The following is a 15,715-nucleotide window of genomic DNA, read 5'->3' on the forward strand; positions in this document are numbered from 1 at the left end:
CCTCCTTTAGTAAATTGAATGCTTATTCGTTATTGCGGTCGAGCAGCTTGCTCATGTCTTTTGAAAAATGATTAAGCAGGCTGATGACCCTCGGGTATTCCATCCGTGTCGGACCTAATATCCCAAGCGTGCCGATATACTTGCCGCCAAGCGTATAGGTCGCGGTAACAAGACTGAGATCGTCAAACGGTTTAAAGTCGTTCTCTTCTCCGATCCTGATTGTTAAGCCGGTGTTATCCGTGCGAATCTGCCTGGAAATTAACGAATCTTCCTCAAACAAATTTAAAATAGCGCGCACACGCTTAACATCGTGAAACTCAGGCTGGCTCAGAATGTTTGTCTTTCCGCCGTAATAAACCTTTTCCTGCTTTTGCTCGGCAAATACATCGCGCAGGGCGGTATACATTGTTTCATAGCGGTTGACATGCTGCTTAAGCACTGAAGAAATCTCCTGAGAGAGTCTGCTTTGCAGCTGATAGATCGGAACTCCCTGCAGTTTTTCATTAAGGATATTTACGACTTTTTCAACGTCAGCTGCTTCAACAGTTTCAGGAAACTGAACAGTCTGATTTTCAACGTGTCCGGAATCTGTCACGATGATGCATACGGCCTGATCGTTGGAAATCGGGATCATTTGAATTTGCTTCAGCTTTGATTCGAAAACTTCAGGACCTAATACAATTGATGTATAAGAGGTAAGCTGAGACAAAATCTTAGCTGAATGCTGAATAATCTGCTCCGATTCATGAAACTTCACAGCCAGCTGCGAACGGATGTCCTGCATATCTCTCACTGACAGCTGTGCTGGTGAAAGCAGATGATCTACATAGTACCGGTAGCCTTTTTGTGAAGGAATTCTGCCGGCTGAACTGTGCGGTTTCTCTAAAAATCCCATTTCTTCCAAATCCGACATTTCGTTACGTATTGTAGCGGGGCTGAACGACATATCGCTCCGCTTTGAGATCGTACGGGATCCAACAGGCTCTGCATTGGTTACATAATCATCCACAATCGCCTTCAGGATTGACAGCTGGCGTTCCGTCAACATACTGCATCCCTCCTGTTAGCACTCTTATAACCCGAGTGCTAAATCTATACTATAAACTATCAGGATGCGTGCCGTTTGTCAACGAGTCTGCCAGATTTCTGTATTACGGAAGTAAAAAAGCTTCAAATACTTCATTGCCCAGCAGTAAGCCTTGTCTAGTCAGCCGAAATTGATCGTTCTCTTTTTGCAGAAGGCCTCGATCCTGAAGCTTACTGACAATTCCAGGGAATGCTTCTTCCACAGTCAGTCCGTACCGGCTCTCAAACCGTTGCCCATTAACTCCTATCCGTTTCCGAAGCCCCATAAACATTTCTTCTTCCATCTGTTCTTTTACCGGAACTTCGTGCGCCTCAAGCCAAGGCTTCTTGCCAGCTTCAACTGCTTTTAGATATTTCGGAAGCGGCCCGTGGTTGCGATGCCGCACACCGTCCACATAGCCATGCGCTCCGGCCCCGATCCCGTAATATCCGTCGTTGTTCCAATACGCTTGATTGTGCAGACTTTCATAGCCTGGTTTCGCAAAATTACTGATTTCATAAGCTTGAAAGCCTTTCTCGTGCAGATACTCATATAACCAATCGTACATTTCAGCTTCGATGTCCTGGCCCGGAAGAGTGAGCTGCCCCTTATTCCACATTTGATAGAAAACCGTTTTAGGTTCAATCTTAAGTGAATAGGCGCTGACGTGTCGGATCGGCAATGAAACCAAGCGCTTCAATGACTGCTTCCACTGCTCCATCGTCTGCCCAGGCAGACCGAACATCATATCGATCGAAATATCAGAAATGCCTGCATCACGTGCCAGCTCGATGCTCGTCTCCACATCTCCTTCTCCATGGTCTCGGTTAATCACCTTCAACAAGCCTGGATCAAACGTCTGGGCGCCAATACTCAGGCGGTTAACCCCGTACCGCCTCATCATGGCAAACGTTGCTCCCGAGGCGCTTCCCGGGTTTACTTCCACCGTAAATTCGGCATCGGGCTTCACAATAAAATAGGTGTGAATCAGTTCCAAAAGCCGTTCAAGCTGTTCGTCTTCAAGCGCGGTCGGCGTTCCTCCTCCGATATAGATGGTGTCAATCGGGGTTTGTGCCTGAGCCATTTTCATTTCATGACCGCAGGCTTCTATATAGTCGGCCACCGGCTGGTTTTTCAGAAAAAACTTATTGAAATCGCAATAGTGACAGATCTGCTCGCAAAATGGCACGTGCACGTATAAAGAAGATGGGTTTTTCATCGTCGCTCATCCTTTCAAGGCAAACAAAAAGGGCAGCGGAGCCGCCCTTTTGCACCAGTCAGTCTTCATCCATGCTGAGAACTGACATAAATGCTTCCTGCGGCACTTCAACACTGCCGACACTTTTCATTCGCTTTTTACCTTCCTTCTGTTTTTCCAGAAGCTTTCGCTTTCGCGAGATGTCCCCGCCGTAACATTTGGCAAGTACGTTTTTTCGCATCGCTTTAATTGTGGAACGGGCAATGATCTTCTGACCGATACTTGCCTGAACCGGAACTTCGAACTGCTGTCTCGGGATCAGCTTTTTAAGCTTTTCTGCTATGATTTTTCCTCGGTCATAAGCAGAATCGCGGTGAACGATAATCGAGAGTGCATCGATTTTTTCAGCATTCAACAGGATGTCCATTTTGACTAGATTTGACTCTTTATAGCCGATCAGCTCGTAATCAAAGGAAGCATATCCTTTTGTACTCGACTTGAGCGTATCAAAAAAGTCATAAACAATCTCAGAAAGCGGAAGCTGATAGATAATGTTCACCCTGTTTTCATCGAGGTATTTCATATCCACGTAGTCTCCCCGCTTCCGCTGGCACAGCTCCATCACAGCTCCAACATAATCGTTTGGCACCATGACCTCCGCTTTAACGTAAGGCTCCCGAATATGATCAATCTGCTGAGCATCCGGCATTTCCGATGGGTTATCTATGAGCACCTGCTCCCCATCCGTTTTCGTCACTTCGTAAATAACAGATGGCGCTGTCGTAATCAGGTCAATGTTATACTCACGTTCAATCCGCTCCTGAATAATTTCCATATGAAGCAGACCTAAAAATCCGCAGCGGAACCCAAAACCTAAAGCTTGAGACGTCTCCGCTTCGAACTGAAGCGCTGAATCATTTAGCTCCAGCTTTTCCAGGGCGTCACGCAAATCGTTATAATCGTTTGTATCCACTGGATAGAGCCCGCAGAATACCATTGGATTCAACTTACGGTATCCGGGAAGCGGCTCAGCAGTTGGTCTCGATGCATGAGTAATCGTATCTCCGACCTGGCTGTCTCCAACATTTTTAATTGAAGCGATCATATAGCCAACGTCTCCAACGCTTAGCTCTTCTTTTGAAACCGGTTTAGGAGTAAACACACCGATTTCCTGAACTTCAAATTCCTTTTGACCCTGCATCATTCTGATTTTTTCGCCGGGCTTTACAGATCCTTCAACGATTCGGATATATACAATAACTCCCCGATATGGATCATAAATAGAATCAAATATCATCGCTTTCAGCGGCGCTTCCGGATCTCCATCCGGAGCAGGAACCTTCTCTACAACTGCTTCCAGAATTTCTTCGATCCCGATCCCTGCTTTTGCAGAGGCTGGTATACAGTCCTCTCCCGGAAGACCGATCACATCTTCTACTTCCCCGCGCACCCGTTCCGGATCTGCACTCGGAAGATCAATCTTGTTAATAACCGGAATAATTTCAAGCTCATTATCCAGCGCCAGGTAAACGTTAGCCAGCGTCTGCGCTTCAATGCCCTGGGCTGCATCGACAATCAGCAGTGCCCCCTCGCAAGCGGCCAGACTTCTGGACACCTCATAGGCAAAATCGACGTGTCCTGGTGTGTCGATTAAATGGAAGATGTACTCTTCCCCGTCTGCTGCCGTGTATGTAAGCTGGACAGCGTTTAATTTAATGGTAATGCCGCGCTCTCGTTCCAAGTCCATAGCATCAAGCATCTGATCCTGCATCTCACGCTGAGTCAGTGCACTCGTCTTTTCAAGAATTCTGTCGGCAAGCGTAGATTTGCCGTGGTCGATATGGGCGATAATCGAAAAGTTTCTGATTCTGTCGCGCCGTTTTATTCGGTCTTCGGGCTTCATGATATAATCACTCCTGTATACTGCTTCCGTTCTTAACACCGTTCTTCATTATACCAGCTTCTGGGCAGGCTGTTCAATCGTTGTCACCGTTTATTTCATGCATAGACGCTTCGATAATTCACGACTATTTGTCAGAAGGCTCAGTAAATGACGTCTGTTCGGATTAAGAAAATACGACTGCGCCTCCTTTTTCTTTCCTTGCCTTGGAGAATCCTTTCGCTTTCTCTTCCCAGCGTAGATAAGGAGCTGCACGCTTTTTTATCAGCTGACATCTGTCATGTCTTCGCTTTTCCCGATAGAAAAAGGAGGAAAAGAAACATTCTCATTCAGCAGCTTTGTTAAATAAGCGGATCTCACGAAAACCGTTGGACGCCAGCAGGAAAACGGAGGCGCTTGTCCACAGTAAGCCTGCCGAGCTGCCAAGATATCTTCTTCTGTCATTCATCTTGGTACGTTCCTGAAGCTTTTAAGCAAACGATCCTTCTCCTCATGACAGGCACTTACCCTTGACACAAAATCATATTGCTTTTTAAACGCCGGTTTGATAAAATCTCTATTGTTGCAGAGACAGACCGGCGTACTGATAAACATGCCGTCTGGAACCGCCGTATCCTATAGGAGGTGAACGAATTGGCTAATATTAAATCCGCTAAAAAGCGTGTACAGGTTAACGAACTTGCCCGTCAGCGCAACTATGCTTTTAAATCCGACCTTCGTACTGCTGTAAAGGCATTCTATGCAAAAGCAGAAGAGAAGGATGTTGAGCTTGCAAAAGAATATTTTGTAAAGGCAACAAGCAAGATTGATAAAGCTGTCAACAAAGGTCTTTATCACCGCAATGCTGCAAACCGCCGTAAGGCACGTCTTCAAAAGCGTCTTGACGAAGTAACAGCATAAAAAGATTCCCGGAAGTCATCGTGACTTGCCGGGATTTTTTTATGCGTTCTCTTATGTGAGGCGCCGGTCTTCGGGCACAGAACGCCCAAGCAAATAAAGTTCTACACCTAGAACGTCCTCCACTGCTCCGGACTTTATACGGAAGTCGAGCTCAGCCAGGGCATCAATCTGGTCCAGCAGGACATCGGAACTGAAGTTGCGCACTTGCTTTCCGGCCAGCTTTACCGCAAAAGGATGCAGCTTCAATCTGGAAGCGATCATCTTCTCCCCGTACCCCTGCTGCATCAGTTGTTTAACCTGGTACAGGATCCGGAACTGCCGGACCATCAGAGAAGCGATCTTAATTGGCGCTTCTTTCTGCTTAATCAAATCTCTGTAAATCCGGATCGCTTTTGCAGTCCGTTTTTGTACGACGTGATCGACGAGCGCAAAGATATCGTGCTCCAACGATCGTGCTGTCAGCGCCTCTACCTGTGCGGCTGTGATCGAGCCATCATCTGAATGTACGGAAAGCTTATTCAATTCAGAAGTAAGCATCAGCAGGTTATCGCCGGTAAGCGAAAGCAGCTTCTCCTTTGCCGTATCATCGATAACCGCACCGAGAGTTTTCGCCCTCGTATCAAGCCAGCTCCTCAGTTCTTTGTCAGTGAGCGGCGCCGCTTCCATAACTGCGGCATGCTTTCGAAGCTGCTTCACTGCTTTTTTGCGCTCATCCAGTTTTTCATAAGGAGCCTGTACGATGAAAATAGTTTCTTCCGGCTTCCGCTCGGCATAATCAGCCAGCTGCTGCAGATCGTGCTCTATTTTTTCTTTCGGCTTTTGACCGGTTAAAAAATAAGGGTGCTGAATAATGACAACTTTTGTGCCCCCCATAAATGGGAACGTATATGCTTCTTCAATAGCAGTCTCGACAGGAGTTTCTCTCATATCAAAGCGCATGAGCTTCATGTCACGTTCGTCCGGATCGAGCACCCGGCTGATAATTGCCTGAACAATGTCTTCAATCAAATACGTTTCTGACCCGTAGCAGAGATAAAGACTGTGTATTTCTCCTTTTTTTATTTGCTTCCACGTTTCTATGTAAGACATCGCTCTGCTCCTTTCCTTACCTGCTCCCTATCCTAACCTATGCCGGTATGAAACTCAATACAGCCTCTTTTGCCGAACGCAGCAATGCATCAACAAGCTTTTGAAGACGTTCGTATTGCATGGTAAAACGGAATACCCTTGTTGTTCGTAATCTGCTACGTTTCTACCGGCTGCTAAGCATTGACACTTGCTCAGCGGCCGTCCCTGTCTTTTTTACATGAACCGTGCACGGAGAGTAATCCGTGATAGATTTTTTCTGTAAAATAATTTATACTTTTTATGACAGGAGGGATAGATATGAACGAGTTCGAAAAAGATGTCCAGTCGAATCGGAATGACGCGATCGACAGTGCTATTGGATTCATTGCTTCGTTTGTCTTCTTTATGGGGATATTCTCGATCGGGCATATCGTCGATCTCTTTTTCTAAACCGTTCTATCAGGAGCGGCTCTTAGAAACTGCAGGCGATCAGCTTGGGCTTCCGCATACGGAAGCCTTTTTTATGTTGGGCGGCAGGCTATCTTCGACTTTTCTTTCCATCACGTGGCGCCTGCCAGGCTCAATTTCTATTGCGTTTCCGTGAGAAAAGGGTCGGTCACATACCCTTGCTCGGTCACGATCACACGAATACTGCCGTGCTCATCCGTTCTAAAAATGTCTGTATCGATCGTACGGAAGCGACCAAGTACGTCGGCATGAGGGTGGCCGTGCCTGTTTCCTCGTCCAACTTGTATGATGGTTGTATCCGGCTGTACAGCATGAAGAAATGCCTCATCTGATGAAGTAGCACTGCCATGATGAGCCGCCTTTAAAATACTTACGTGCCTTAATTCCCCTCGCTCAAGCAGCTCGCGTTCTGCCTCTTCCTCTATATCCCCCGTAAACAAAAACGTCGTATCATAGATCCCGGCCTCGATTACAATCGAGCGATCGTTTTCAGTAGCAGCTTCCGGTCTCGACGGATGCAGGACCCGAAAAACATGGTTCTCCTTTTCCCATGTCATCCCCGCCGAAATTAATTGTATTTCAGCCCCGTGCTGGTGTAGACATGCAAGCTCTTCTGAAATACCTTCTTCCAATGTTGTATGAATCGGATAATAGACGAGACGGACAGGTATTTCTTCTGCTATGCGGCAGGCCTCACCGTAATGGTCGAAGTGACCGTGCGTGATAATCAACTTGTCCAGTGATTTCACCCCTTCTCCCCGCAGATAGGGGAGTATGGTACGAACAGCAGGGCCTCTCTTTTTGCGCTCAGCTCCTTCATCTGTAAACGTCAACTCTCCTCCGGTATCGATAAGGTAGCTCTCTTGTTCAGCCTGCATCCGGATCAGCACTGCGTCTCCCTGTCCTACATCCAGAAAGGTGACGATCGTTTCCTCCTGTTTGATCGTGAAGATAATGACCCCTGCTACAGCAGCTGAAACCACTGCTGCTGTTTTCCTTTTCCCTATTGTCAGCAGCGTAAGGAGTCCTGCGCTGACTAGAGTCCCGGCGGTCAGCACTGATGGCGTCAGCGCTCCTGTCACAAGCATATGTCCCTCCAGCATGTCCAGCAGCTTCAGTGCCCTTAAGGCCGGGATCAGCAATACGTCCATAAAAGCAGTGACAGCATAATCGAATCCGACTGTGATTCCTGCCGCAGCTGCAAAGGAGAGCGGCAGCAGAAACAGCGCTGTCAGCGGTATAAAGAATGCATTAGCAGCTAAAGACAAGAGCGACAGCTCAAAAAAATGATACAAAACTGCCGAAGCTGAGATAAGCTGCGCTGTCAACGTCAGCTTCCACCAGACACCGCCGTTAGCAAGAAAAGGTCTGGATAGCAGAATGGCAAAGCTTGTCAAGAAGGAAAGCTGAAATCCGATGTGAAACAAAATGTAAGGGTTCCAAATCAGCATCGCTGTACCGACGATCGCACATAATTCAACGAGCGGCAGACGCTTCATGCAAGCCGCTAATACAATTGCAGCTGCTGCAGTTGACGAAGCCCGAAGAACCGACGGGGCTCCGCCGGCCGCAATCGCATATACCGGCAGAAAAATCAGCAGAATCAAGAGCGAGGTCCTTCTCGACAACCCCGCTCTCAGGAGCATCATCCAAACAACTCCGGAAACCAAGCCGACATGCATACCGGAAACAGCGAGCAAATGAATGACCCCCATCCGCTGAAAGAGATGGAGCTGTTCTTCAGGTATAAAAGACCTGTCACCGAAAACGAGTGCTGCCGCCAGCGGGCCTGATTCTGCACCGCTTGTTCCTAACGCTGTGATAGCAGTATCCCTTCTGTTCCAGTAGTCCGGCACACCCTCTGCACATTCCGCCTCCTTTTCGTACAGAATCGCACTGATCCGGTTTTTTTTGATCATATCAGTCCGATCAGCTTGATGCCAAGAGGTAAGCTGTTCTTCATTGAATACAAAACCGGAAACTGAACACCATCCGTATCCAGTTTGTTCGCCGTAAACTCGAACCACTCCATAAGCTGGTGTTCTGAGGTGATAATAGTTTCCGTGTACACCCGAGTCGACAATACTTCGCTGTCCTTCAAGCTCGACATCAAAACCGGCCGGAAGCTCTTCATAAGCTGGCTCCAGCGCAAGCATCAGGACAGCTGCAGCTGCGCCGCTCACCGCCGCAGCCGGCTTAATCCAGACGGCTGCAGCAAACAAGGCTGCTGCCGGAACAGCAAGCTTTGAATCTACTCCTGCTGCAACTCCGGCAGCTAATCCCAGAAAAAAACTAAAAAACGGATACAAAACAGTCTCCCTCTCTCCGGCTGACCGCTTTGTATCCGTCATGATCGTTTGCCGGCCCCTTAAATCTGAGTAAAAAGAGCGTCGGCTTTGCTTCTCATCTCTTCCAGTTCTGCTTCAGAGGCCCCGGACCTTTCTAACTTCTCCAAAAGCTCGGCAGTAAACGCCAGCTTTTCCGTGTTGCGGCGATCTAAGATCATTTCTTCAAGCTCCACCTGCTGAGTGCTTACACCAGCTTCTTCAAACAGCTGAGCTGCAAACGGATGATTTTTGTAATCTGCTGCATAATAGAGCCGTTTAATGCCCGCTTGAATCAGTGCCTTACAGCAGTTCAGACATGGAAAATGGGTCACGTAAATATCTGATCCCTCTGTCGCAACACCGAACTTCGCACATTGAATAATTGCATTTACCTCAGCATGAACGGTTCTTACACAGTGGTTGTCCACGACATAGCAGCCATCCTCCGAACAATGGCTTCCACCGGATATAGAACCGTTATACCCTCCGGCAATAATCCTGTTATCCCTTACGATCGTAGCGCCGACCATTAGTCTCGTACATGTGCTTCTCAGCGCCAGCAGGTGACTTTGAGCCATAAAATACTGATGCCATGATATTCGCTCCATCTTCAGCTCTCCTTTATGTACCAATGACGTCATTGTAGCCGGACGTCAATGAAGCGTCAATAGCGGAGCGATAGACTCCAGTGTTTTTTCTCCGATTCCGGGGACTTGCGTTAATTGGTCCAGCGAGGCGAACGATCCGTGCTCTTCCCTGTATTGAATGATTGCTTCTGATTTCGCAGGGCCGATTCCAGGCAGCGTCTGAAGCATGTTTGCATCAGCCTGATTCAGACTTACAGTCCCGCCGGACGCTTCAGCCGCTGGATCGGCAGGCGCCTGTTCACTCATGCTCTCATCCAGCTGAGACGGCACGTGAATGCTCATCTCATCCATCAAAACAGCTGCAAGGTTCACTGCGAGCAGGTCTGCCTGCTCCGTATGACCGCCAGCAATCTCGACTGCATCTACGGTCCGGCTGCCGTACGGCAGCGTATAGACTCCCGGAGATACGACTTCCCCTTTAATTTCGATCACGACCGGTCCGTCTTCAGGAGCTGGCTCTGAGGCGGATTCCGTTTGCTCTTCATTATCTGCGGATTGAACACTACCCTCCGGACCCGCATCAGTCTGAAGCAGAAAAACAGCTGCCAGAAGCGCAGCACAAACTGCCGCAGCTTTGATCAGAAGCGGTCGTTCCAGTTCTTTCAGCCGATCTATCATTGACATTCCTCCTTTTTAAGCACAAAAAAGCCGACTGGTCTGCTGACAGTCGGCTGCTCATGTTAGCTGCTTATCTCCGTAAGTGGAGAATAAAAGGCGGAATCACATTACATTCTATTGCTTATCTTATCACAGGTCGCAAAAATCGGCGACTATTTTTTGACAGCGGCAATAAAACAGCGGTCGTCCTCCGCTTCTAGCGGACGGCTGCCGAAATCCGCCGATAGCTGCACCTGATCAAATCCGGCTTCCTCCAGCCACTGTTTATACACCTCTGGAGAGTACGTACGCTGATAGAGCTCTTCATCCATTCTTTCATAAAAACCTGACTGCGTGCGCACGAAAAACGTTAGCAGATGTGTCACGCTGAGCGGTTCATCAGACGGCTCACAAAACCAGAGATATGAAATTGATTCACTGTTTTCGCCGTACAGCTGGTTATCAAAAACGTGCTCCATTTTGTAAGGCGTATGCACGTCAAACAAAAAGACACCGTTTTGCTTCAAAGCACGATACACAGAAGCAAACGTCTGCTTCACATCCTCATCATGCTTCAGATAGTTCAATCCGTCACAATAAAGCGTGACAGCATCCAGCTCTGAAAATCCGTCCACAGTTCGCATGTCCTGTTTAAAGAAGCTCGTACTCTTCCCTTCATTCCTGCCTTTACGCTCTGCTGCTGCGAGCATTTCATCTGAAATGTCTGCTCCGGAAACGTGATAGCCGGCTTCTTCAAGCATCAGGGTAAAGGTTCCGGTTCCGCAAGCGAGATCAAGAACCGCTCCCTCATTTTTAATACGCGGCACCGTGTAATTCATCCAATCTTCATAGGGGGCATCTTCCATCAGTACATCATAAAGCCCCGCGAAATGAGTGTCGCTCATCAGCACCCCTCCATCATAAACGCATGCAGCTTCAGCTGATACCGTTTATACGAGTATTCAAGGCTCTGCTCGTCATCCGAGCAGCTTTTCGATATCAACGGACGGTGCATCTCCCCAAAGCTTTTCAAGCTGATAGTAATCACGGTCCTCCTTATGGAAAACATGGACAACAATATCGCCAAGATCGATCAGGACCCACCGTGCTTCCTTCATACCCTCGATCCGTTTCACATCAAAGCCCGCTTCTTCTGCTTTATTTTTAATTTCACGTGCAATCGCTTCGACCTGAGTCTCAGAATTTCCGTGGCAAATAATAAAGTAATCTGCGATAGTGGAAACTCCGCTCATGTTAAGTGATCGAATCAATTGTGCATTTTTTTCATCTGCCGCTTTGACAGCTACATCCAGCAGCTGGTTATCAGTCGTCATGCTTTATCACTCCTTTAGTCCGCTTCGCGGACGTCCTGTTTTCATTATACCTTTTTGTTGGCGAGTTTACCGTATGCCCGCCTTTACCTCTCAGACAGCTGCATGAAGGCAAATTCGTTGTACGCTTCAAACGTGTGCGGAAAGATCGGCAGTCTTCGTCCTGACAAAAAACGAATCGTTTCAGCACAGGCTTCCAAACATCCTGCCTCCAGACTGTGCCGGGAGGCTTCGCGTGCTTTCTCAGCACCCGGGAAGGTGCGTCCAGGTTCAATATAATCAGCCAAAAATACTATTTTCTCTTCAAGGGACATGCCTGCTCTTCCTGTCGTGTGAGAGGCAATCGCCTGGAGGATAACGGAAGAACGGATGTTTAATTCTTTTTCCACGAGCAGGGCCCCCGCAAACGCATGCAGAATTTCTGTTCCATAGCCTTCGATATCGTACGCAAACATGCCGGAACGGTTGATCTCCTGCAGCATTTCTTCCGGATCCCTGTACTTTGCATAATCGTGAAGCACAGCAGCCATCTGAACAGCATCAGCATCACCGCCGTATTTCGATGCAAGCTCCCCAGCCGTTTCGGCAACCCGCATCGTATGCTCAAATCTGCGAAGTGGCAGTGCTTCTTCCACTGCGTTCACCGCTTCAGTCAGCTTCATAAAGACCGTGCTCCTTTATTACCGAATCAACACCTTCAGGAACTAAAAACGCGTTCCAGCTGCCTTCTTTTCTTTTTCTGCGAATCGATGTAGAGGAAATCGTCATCTCCACGCCTTCGATAAAGGATAAATCAGAGAATTCATCCAGTCTTACTTCCGGAGCGGGACCTCCGGGCCGGTTCATCACGATAAATCCGAGGCGTTTCTGAAGCTTCTGGAAATCATTCCACTTATGAAATCCAGCTAATGAGTCTCCGCCCATAATAAAAGAAAATTTATCTTCCGGATGTTCAGACAGTAAACGGGAAACCGTTTCAGACGTATAAGACGGCCCTTCCCTCTCCATTTCTTTGAGACAGAGCCGGTAGGCACCGGACAGCTGCACGACTGATTTCACCATTTCGATACGGAACTGTTCCGGCGTATTTGTCATTTCTTTGTGGGGAGGAATCCGATTTGGCATCCACCAAATTTCATCGAGATGAAATTGAATCCTGGCCTCCTCAGCCATAATGACGTGGCCAATGTGCGGAGGATCAAACGTACCTCCGAGAATGCCGATGTGCTTCATCCAATGTCAGCTCCTTATTCGGGCAGCGTAATCTGCTTGGATTCTTTGGATTCTTTATATAAAATGATCGTATTCCCAATGATTTGTACGATATCCGCTCCAGCGCCTTCCGCAATCTGGCGTGCAGTATCTTCTTTATCTTCCGCATTATTTTGCAAAATGTTAAGTTTAATTAACTCTCTCGCTTCAAGCGCCTCTTCCGTCTGTTTGACCAGGTTGGCACTCACACCGCCTTTTCCAACTTGAAATACCGGCTTTAAATGGTGCGCTTCTTTACGTAAAAAGCGCTTCTGCTTCCCTGTAAGCATGGTTAGTTTCCTCCTTTCAATTTAGACATGACTGCCCGGAGCATCGCTTCGCGCGGGGCTTCCATTCCGGTCCAGCGTTCAAATGCCAGTGCTCCCTGCTCAATAAACATACCTGTGCCATTTACAACGGTAGAACCCTGCTTTGCTGCCGCCTTTAAAAAGGCCGTTTCAAGCGGCGTGTAAATCATGTCGCTTACGACGGTATTTCGGGAAAGCTTATCAAGCGGCAGAGCCATACTTGCAAGATCCGGAGTCATGCCGATCGATGTTGAATTAATGATCACGTCAAATGATGTCAGCTGAGCCTGTGCTTCCTGCATAGAGCAAACCTTCACCTTATTTCCGCACGCTTGAGCAAGAGAGGCTGCGCGTTCGACCGTGCGATTGGCAATTGTAATCTCTGCTCCTCTGTCATAAAGGGTCATTGCAGCCGCTCTGGCTGCTCCTCCTGCTCCGATGATCAGAATCCGGCACGAATCAAGTTTGCGTCGCAAATTCGGTTCGAGTGAGCGGACATATCCTTCTCCATCCGTGTTACAGCCAATCAGTCGGTCGCCCTTACGAGCAATCGTGTTCACGGCACCTATTCGCTTTGCGGTTGGATCAAGTTCATCCAGATAGGCGATGACTGCTTCTTTATGAGGAATAGTTACATTAATCCCCGTCATTCCAAGACCTCGAACGCCGCGTATCGCATTTTCGAGCTGTTCCGGCGGCGTATGAAAAGGCAGATAGGCCGCCTCTATTCCCGCTTCCTTATAAGCAGCTTCGTGCATGACAGGCGACAGTGAATGGCTGATTGGATCGCCGATTACACCGAAAATCTTCATGGAATGATGACCTCCTAATAAATCGATTCTCTTATAGATGCTTGTACGCCTTCCGGAACATGCAGCATCACCTCTGCTCCAGGTGCGTGAACGGTAATCCAGCCTAATCCGGAGATCACAAGGTCCGTTTTTTCTGCAGGCAGCTTCCATGATGATTTCTTAAATTCGGGAAAATTGCTGCTGTCGCCAGATGGCGGTGCAAGCATATCTCCCGCATGTTTTTCATAAAGCCGATCAGCATTTTCCAGCTTCGTCCGGTGTACGTGCAGGTCGTTGGACATATTAACGACAAACGACCCCGGCTCGCCATTCAGAAAATCCATGCGCGCCAATCCGCCGAAAAAGAGCGTCTGACCAGGATTCAACTGATGGATCAGCTGCTTGATTTCTTTTTTAGGCGAAATCGTCTTTAAATCATCTTTGTTTAAAAGATGAGCAATCTGATGACGATTAATGATGCCCGGCGTATCATAAAGCGTGCTTGTTTCATCAAGTGGAATATCAATTCTGTCCAGCGTCGTGCCGGGAATATTTGACGTAGTGATGTCGACGGTATTTTCATCATTTGAGAACCTGCGGATCAGCTGGTTGATAAACGACGACTTGCCTGTGTTGGTTGCACCAACGACATACACGTCTTTTCCCTTTCGAAGCTTGTCGATCCACGCTGCCGTTTCTTCCACACCATCTCCGGTCTGCGCACTCATCAACAGCGTTTCTGCAGGTTTAAGGCCAAATTCCTTCGCCTGTCGCTTCATCCAGTTAATGACTTTCGACTTTCGTACTGATTTAGGCAGCAAGTCGGACTTATTACCGACAAGGAGTACGTCATTACTGCCGGAAAATCGTTGGATGCCGTCCAGCCAGCTCCCGCTGAAATCAAAAATGTCGACAATTTTTACAATCAGCGCCTCTCGTGACGACAGTTCATTTAAAATCTTTAAAAAGTCGTCATCTGTAAGGTGCACATCCTGCACTTCATTATAATGCTTCAAGCGAAAGCAGCGCCTGCAAATCACTGTTTCCTTTTGAAGTGCCTGCGGCGGGGCATAGCCTGCCCGGCTGCTGTCTTCGGTCTGCAGTTCAATTCCGCAGCCTGCACATGTTACTCCCGATCCCATTCTATCAATCCCTTCTTCTTCATCGCCCGGAACACGCGCCGTTCTACCTGACGGTTAAACTTCGTCAAAATTCCATCTGTTTGTGCGACTGGAACGACAAGTATCGTTCTGAAGCCGGCACGGTTGCCCCCAAGGATGTCTGTCAGCAGCTGATCGCCGATAACAACTGTTTCTTCATGCTTTAACTTCATCAATTTACAGGCAGCACGGAAAGCACGGCTGAACGGTTTTTTGGCGCTGTGAATAAACGTCAGGCCGTGCGGTGCCGCGAATGTATGAACGCGTTTCTCATTATTATTAGACACAATAACGACTTCAAACCCTTCGTTGCGAAGCATTTCAAGCCAGTTCAGCAATTCGTCCGTAGCCTCTTTGCGGTCCCACTCTACGAGCGTATTGTCAAGATCCGTTATGATTCCGCGGATCCCCAGTTTCTTTAAATTAGCTGTATCAATATCGTAAACAGACTGTACATATTCATTCGGGATGAATTTTTTTAACAAACCGTTTCCCCCTCCTGCACGATGGCTGGCGCGATTTTCAGGCTTCAACTAGGATACACTATTTTTCATATACCGTAAATGCTGCCTCTGTTAAACACCATGCTTCGGATAAGAGACAGCTTTGCCTGCTACATTTTTCCATAAATATGAAAATACTAGTCTGCAACTGGGATGACACGTGCGGTTTCCAAAAAAAATTTGCGTCAATTCCTACATAT

17 protein-coding genes are annotated in these 15,715 nt (G+C 47.8%); 2 read left to right on the plus strand and 15 right to left on the minus strand.

Features of this window, described 5'->3' with window-relative positions:
- Positions 1 to 22: 22 nt before the first annotated feature.
- The 3 genes from hrcA to lepA all read right to left on the minus strand — a co-directional run bounded on the left by hrcA (position 23) and on the right by lepA (position 4,167).
- Positions 23 to 1,048 (minus strand): heat-inducible transcriptional repressor HrcA, encoded by a 1,026-nt coding sequence (gene hrcA / locus ACFO4L_RS16510; RefSeq protein WP_377910762.1) that lies wholly within the window; start codon positions 1,046 to 1,048, stop codon positions 23 to 25.
- 103 nt (positions 1,049 to 1,151) lie between these two features.
- Positions 1,152 to 2,285, minus strand: coding sequence for a radical SAM family heme chaperone HemW (gene hemW, locus ACFO4L_RS16515; RefSeq protein ID WP_377910764.1), 1,134 nt, complete (start codon positions 2,283 to 2,285; stop codon positions 1,152 to 1,154).
- Between the two features lie 58 nt (positions 2,286 to 2,343).
- On the minus strand, positions 2,344 to 4,167 hold the full coding sequence (gene lepA, locus ACFO4L_RS16520) for a translation elongation factor 4 (protein WP_377910765.1): 1,824 nt from the start codon (positions 4,165 to 4,167) through the stop codon (positions 2,344 to 2,346).
- Between the two features lie 621 nt (positions 4,168 to 4,788).
- Here lepA and rpsT point away from each other — a divergent pair.
- Positions 4,789 to 5,064, plus strand: coding sequence for a 30S ribosomal protein S20 (gene rpsT, locus ACFO4L_RS16525; RefSeq protein WP_377910766.1), 276 nt, complete (start codon positions 4,789 to 4,791; stop codon positions 5,062 to 5,064).
- Between the two features lie 51 nt (positions 5,065 to 5,115).
- Here the strand turns inward: rpsT and holA are convergent, their stop codons facing one another.
- Positions 5,116 to 6,153, minus strand: coding sequence for a DNA polymerase III subunit delta (holA, locus tag ACFO4L_RS16530; RefSeq protein WP_377910767.1), 1,038 nt, complete (start codon positions 6,151 to 6,153; stop codon positions 5,116 to 5,118).
- A 297-nt stretch (positions 6,154 to 6,450) separates the two neighbouring features.
- Here holA and ACFO4L_RS16535 point away from each other — a divergent pair, with 297 nt between their 5' ends.
- A complete protein-coding gene (locus ACFO4L_RS16535; RefSeq protein WP_377910768.1) occupies positions 6,451 to 6,582 on the plus strand; it encodes a YqzM family protein in 132 nt (43 codons plus the stop codon).
- Between the two features lie 137 nt (positions 6,583 to 6,719).
- Here ACFO4L_RS16535 and ACFO4L_RS16540 read toward each other — a convergent pair whose 3' ends face one another.
- From ACFO4L_RS16540 to ACFO4L_RS16590, 11 genes are all read right to left on the minus strand, one after another.
- The gene (locus ACFO4L_RS16540; RefSeq protein WP_377910769.1) at positions 6,720 to 8,951 is read right to left on the minus strand and encodes a DNA internalization-related competence protein ComEC/Rec2; all 2,232 of its coding nucleotides are present in this window, start codon (positions 8,949 to 8,951) and stop codon (positions 6,720 to 6,722) included.
- Between the two features lie 17 nt (positions 8,952 to 8,968).
- Positions 8,969 to 9,535, minus strand: a complete 567-nt coding sequence (locus tag ACFO4L_RS16545) for a ComE operon protein 2 (RefSeq protein ID WP_377910770.1) — start codon at positions 9,533 to 9,535, stop codon at positions 8,969 to 8,971.
- A 45-nt stretch (positions 9,536 to 9,580) separates the two neighbouring features.
- Positions 9,581 to 10,192, minus strand: coding sequence for a helix-hairpin-helix domain-containing protein (locus tag ACFO4L_RS16550; RefSeq protein ID WP_377910771.1), 612 nt, complete (start codon positions 10,190 to 10,192; stop codon positions 9,581 to 9,583).
- A gap of 152 nt (positions 10,193 to 10,344) precedes the next feature.
- Positions 10,345 to 11,076, minus strand: coding sequence for a class I SAM-dependent DNA methyltransferase (locus ACFO4L_RS16555; RefSeq protein WP_377910772.1), 732 nt, complete (start codon positions 11,074 to 11,076; stop codon positions 10,345 to 10,347).
- Between the two features lie 72 nt (positions 11,077 to 11,148).
- The gene (gene rsfS, locus ACFO4L_RS16560) at positions 11,149 to 11,505 is read right to left on the minus strand and encodes a ribosome silencing factor (RefSeq protein ID WP_377910773.1); all 357 of its coding nucleotides are present in this window, start codon (positions 11,503 to 11,505) and stop codon (positions 11,149 to 11,151) included.
- A gap of 83 nt (positions 11,506 to 11,588) precedes the next feature.
- Positions 11,589 to 12,164 carry a bis(5'-nucleosyl)-tetraphosphatase (symmetrical) YqeK gene (gene yqeK, locus ACFO4L_RS16565; protein ID WP_377910774.1) on the minus strand — a complete coding sequence of 192 codons (576 nt, stop codon included), beginning with the start codon at positions 12,162 to 12,164 and terminating at the stop codon, positions 11,589 to 11,591.
- A complete protein-coding gene (nadD, locus tag ACFO4L_RS16570; RefSeq protein WP_377910775.1) occupies positions 12,151 to 12,735 on the minus strand; it encodes a nicotinate-nucleotide adenylyltransferase in 585 nt (194 codons plus the stop codon). The genes yqeK and nadD overlap by 14 nt, the downstream gene beginning before the upstream one ends.
- Before the next feature lie 14 nt (positions 12,736 to 12,749).
- Complete coding sequence (yhbY, locus tag ACFO4L_RS16575) at positions 12,750 to 13,043, minus strand: ribosome assembly RNA-binding protein YhbY (protein ID WP_377910776.1); 294 nt, start codon at positions 13,041 to 13,043, stop codon at positions 12,750 to 12,752.
- A 2-nt stretch (positions 13,044 to 13,045) separates the two neighbouring features.
- Positions 13,046 to 13,873, minus strand: a complete 828-nt coding sequence (gene aroE, locus ACFO4L_RS16580; RefSeq protein WP_377910777.1) for a shikimate dehydrogenase — start codon at positions 13,871 to 13,873, stop codon at positions 13,046 to 13,048.
- Positions 13,874 to 13,887: 14 nt separating this feature from the next.
- Positions 13,888 to 14,994, minus strand: coding sequence for a ribosome biogenesis GTPase YqeH (gene yqeH, locus ACFO4L_RS16585; RefSeq protein ID WP_377910778.1), 1,107 nt, complete (start codon positions 14,992 to 14,994; stop codon positions 13,888 to 13,890).
- Positions 14,979 to 15,497 (minus strand): YqeG family HAD IIIA-type phosphatase, encoded by a 519-nt coding sequence (locus tag ACFO4L_RS16590; protein WP_377910779.1) that lies wholly within the window; start codon positions 15,495 to 15,497, stop codon positions 14,979 to 14,981. The genes yqeH and ACFO4L_RS16590 overlap by 16 nt, the downstream gene beginning before the upstream one ends.
- Positions 15,498 to 15,715 lie beyond the last annotated feature (218 nt).

Origin of the sequence: Bacillus daqingensis (assembly GCF_042654445.1) — a bacterium.
Lineage (GTDB): Bacteria > Bacillota > Bacilli > Bacillales > Salisediminibacteriaceae > Alkalicoccus > Alkalicoccus luteus.

Excerpts from the sequence above, each read along its gene's own strand:
- ACFO4L_RS16555 (WP_377910772.1), bottom strand. The coding sequence starts at position 11,076 with ATGAGCGACACTCATTTCGCGGGGCTTTATGATGTACTGATGGAAGAT.
- aroE (WP_377910777.1), bottom strand. The coding sequence starts at position 13,873 with ATGAAGATTTTCGGTGTAATCGGCGATCCAATCAGCCATTCACTGTCG.
- ACFO4L_RS16535 (WP_377910768.1), top strand. The coding sequence starts at position 6,451 with ATGAACGAGTTCGAAAAAGATGTCCAGTCGAATCGGAATGACGCGATC.
- ACFO4L_RS16550 (WP_377910771.1), bottom strand. The coding sequence starts at position 10,192 with ATGATAGATCGGCTGAAAGAACTGGAACGACCGCTTCTGATCAAAGCT.
- nadD (WP_377910775.1), bottom strand. The coding sequence starts at position 12,735 with ATGAAGCACATCGGCATTCTCGGAGGTACGTTTGATCCTCCGCACATT.
- ACFO4L_RS16545 (WP_377910770.1), bottom strand. The coding sequence starts at position 9,535 with ATGGAGCGAATATCATGGCATCAGTATTTTATGGCTCAAAGTCACCTG.
- lepA (WP_377910765.1), bottom strand. The coding sequence starts at position 4,167 with ATGAAGCCCGAAGACCGAATAAAACGGCGCGACAGAATCAGAAACTTT.
- yqeH (WP_377910778.1), bottom strand. The coding sequence starts at position 14,994 with ATGGGATCGGGAGTAACATGTGCAGGCTGCGGAATTGAACTGCAGACC.
- ACFO4L_RS16540 (WP_377910769.1), bottom strand. The coding sequence starts at position 8,951 with ATGACGGATACAAAGCGGTCAGCCGGAGAGAGGGAGACTGTTTTGTAT.
- hemW (WP_377910764.1), bottom strand. The coding sequence starts at position 2,285 with ATGAAAAACCCATCTTCTTTATACGTGCACGTGCCATTTTGCGAGCAG.
- holA (WP_377910767.1), bottom strand. The coding sequence starts at position 6,153 with ATGTCTTACATAGAAACGTGGAAGCAAATAAAAAAAGGAGAAATACAC.
- yhbY (WP_377910776.1), bottom strand. The coding sequence starts at position 13,043 with ATGCTTACAGGGAAGCAGAAGCGCTTTTTACGTAAAGAAGCGCACCAT.
- yqeK (WP_377910774.1), bottom strand. The coding sequence starts at position 12,164 with ATGAAGCTGACTGAAGCGGTGAACGCAGTGGAAGAAGCACTGCCACTT.
- rsfS (WP_377910773.1), bottom strand. The coding sequence starts at position 11,505 with ATGACGACTGATAACCAGCTGCTGGATGTAGCTGTCAAAGCGGCAGAT.
- hrcA (WP_377910762.1), bottom strand. The coding sequence starts at position 1,048 with ATGTTGACGGAACGCCAGCTGTCAATCCTGAAGGCGATTGTGGATGAT.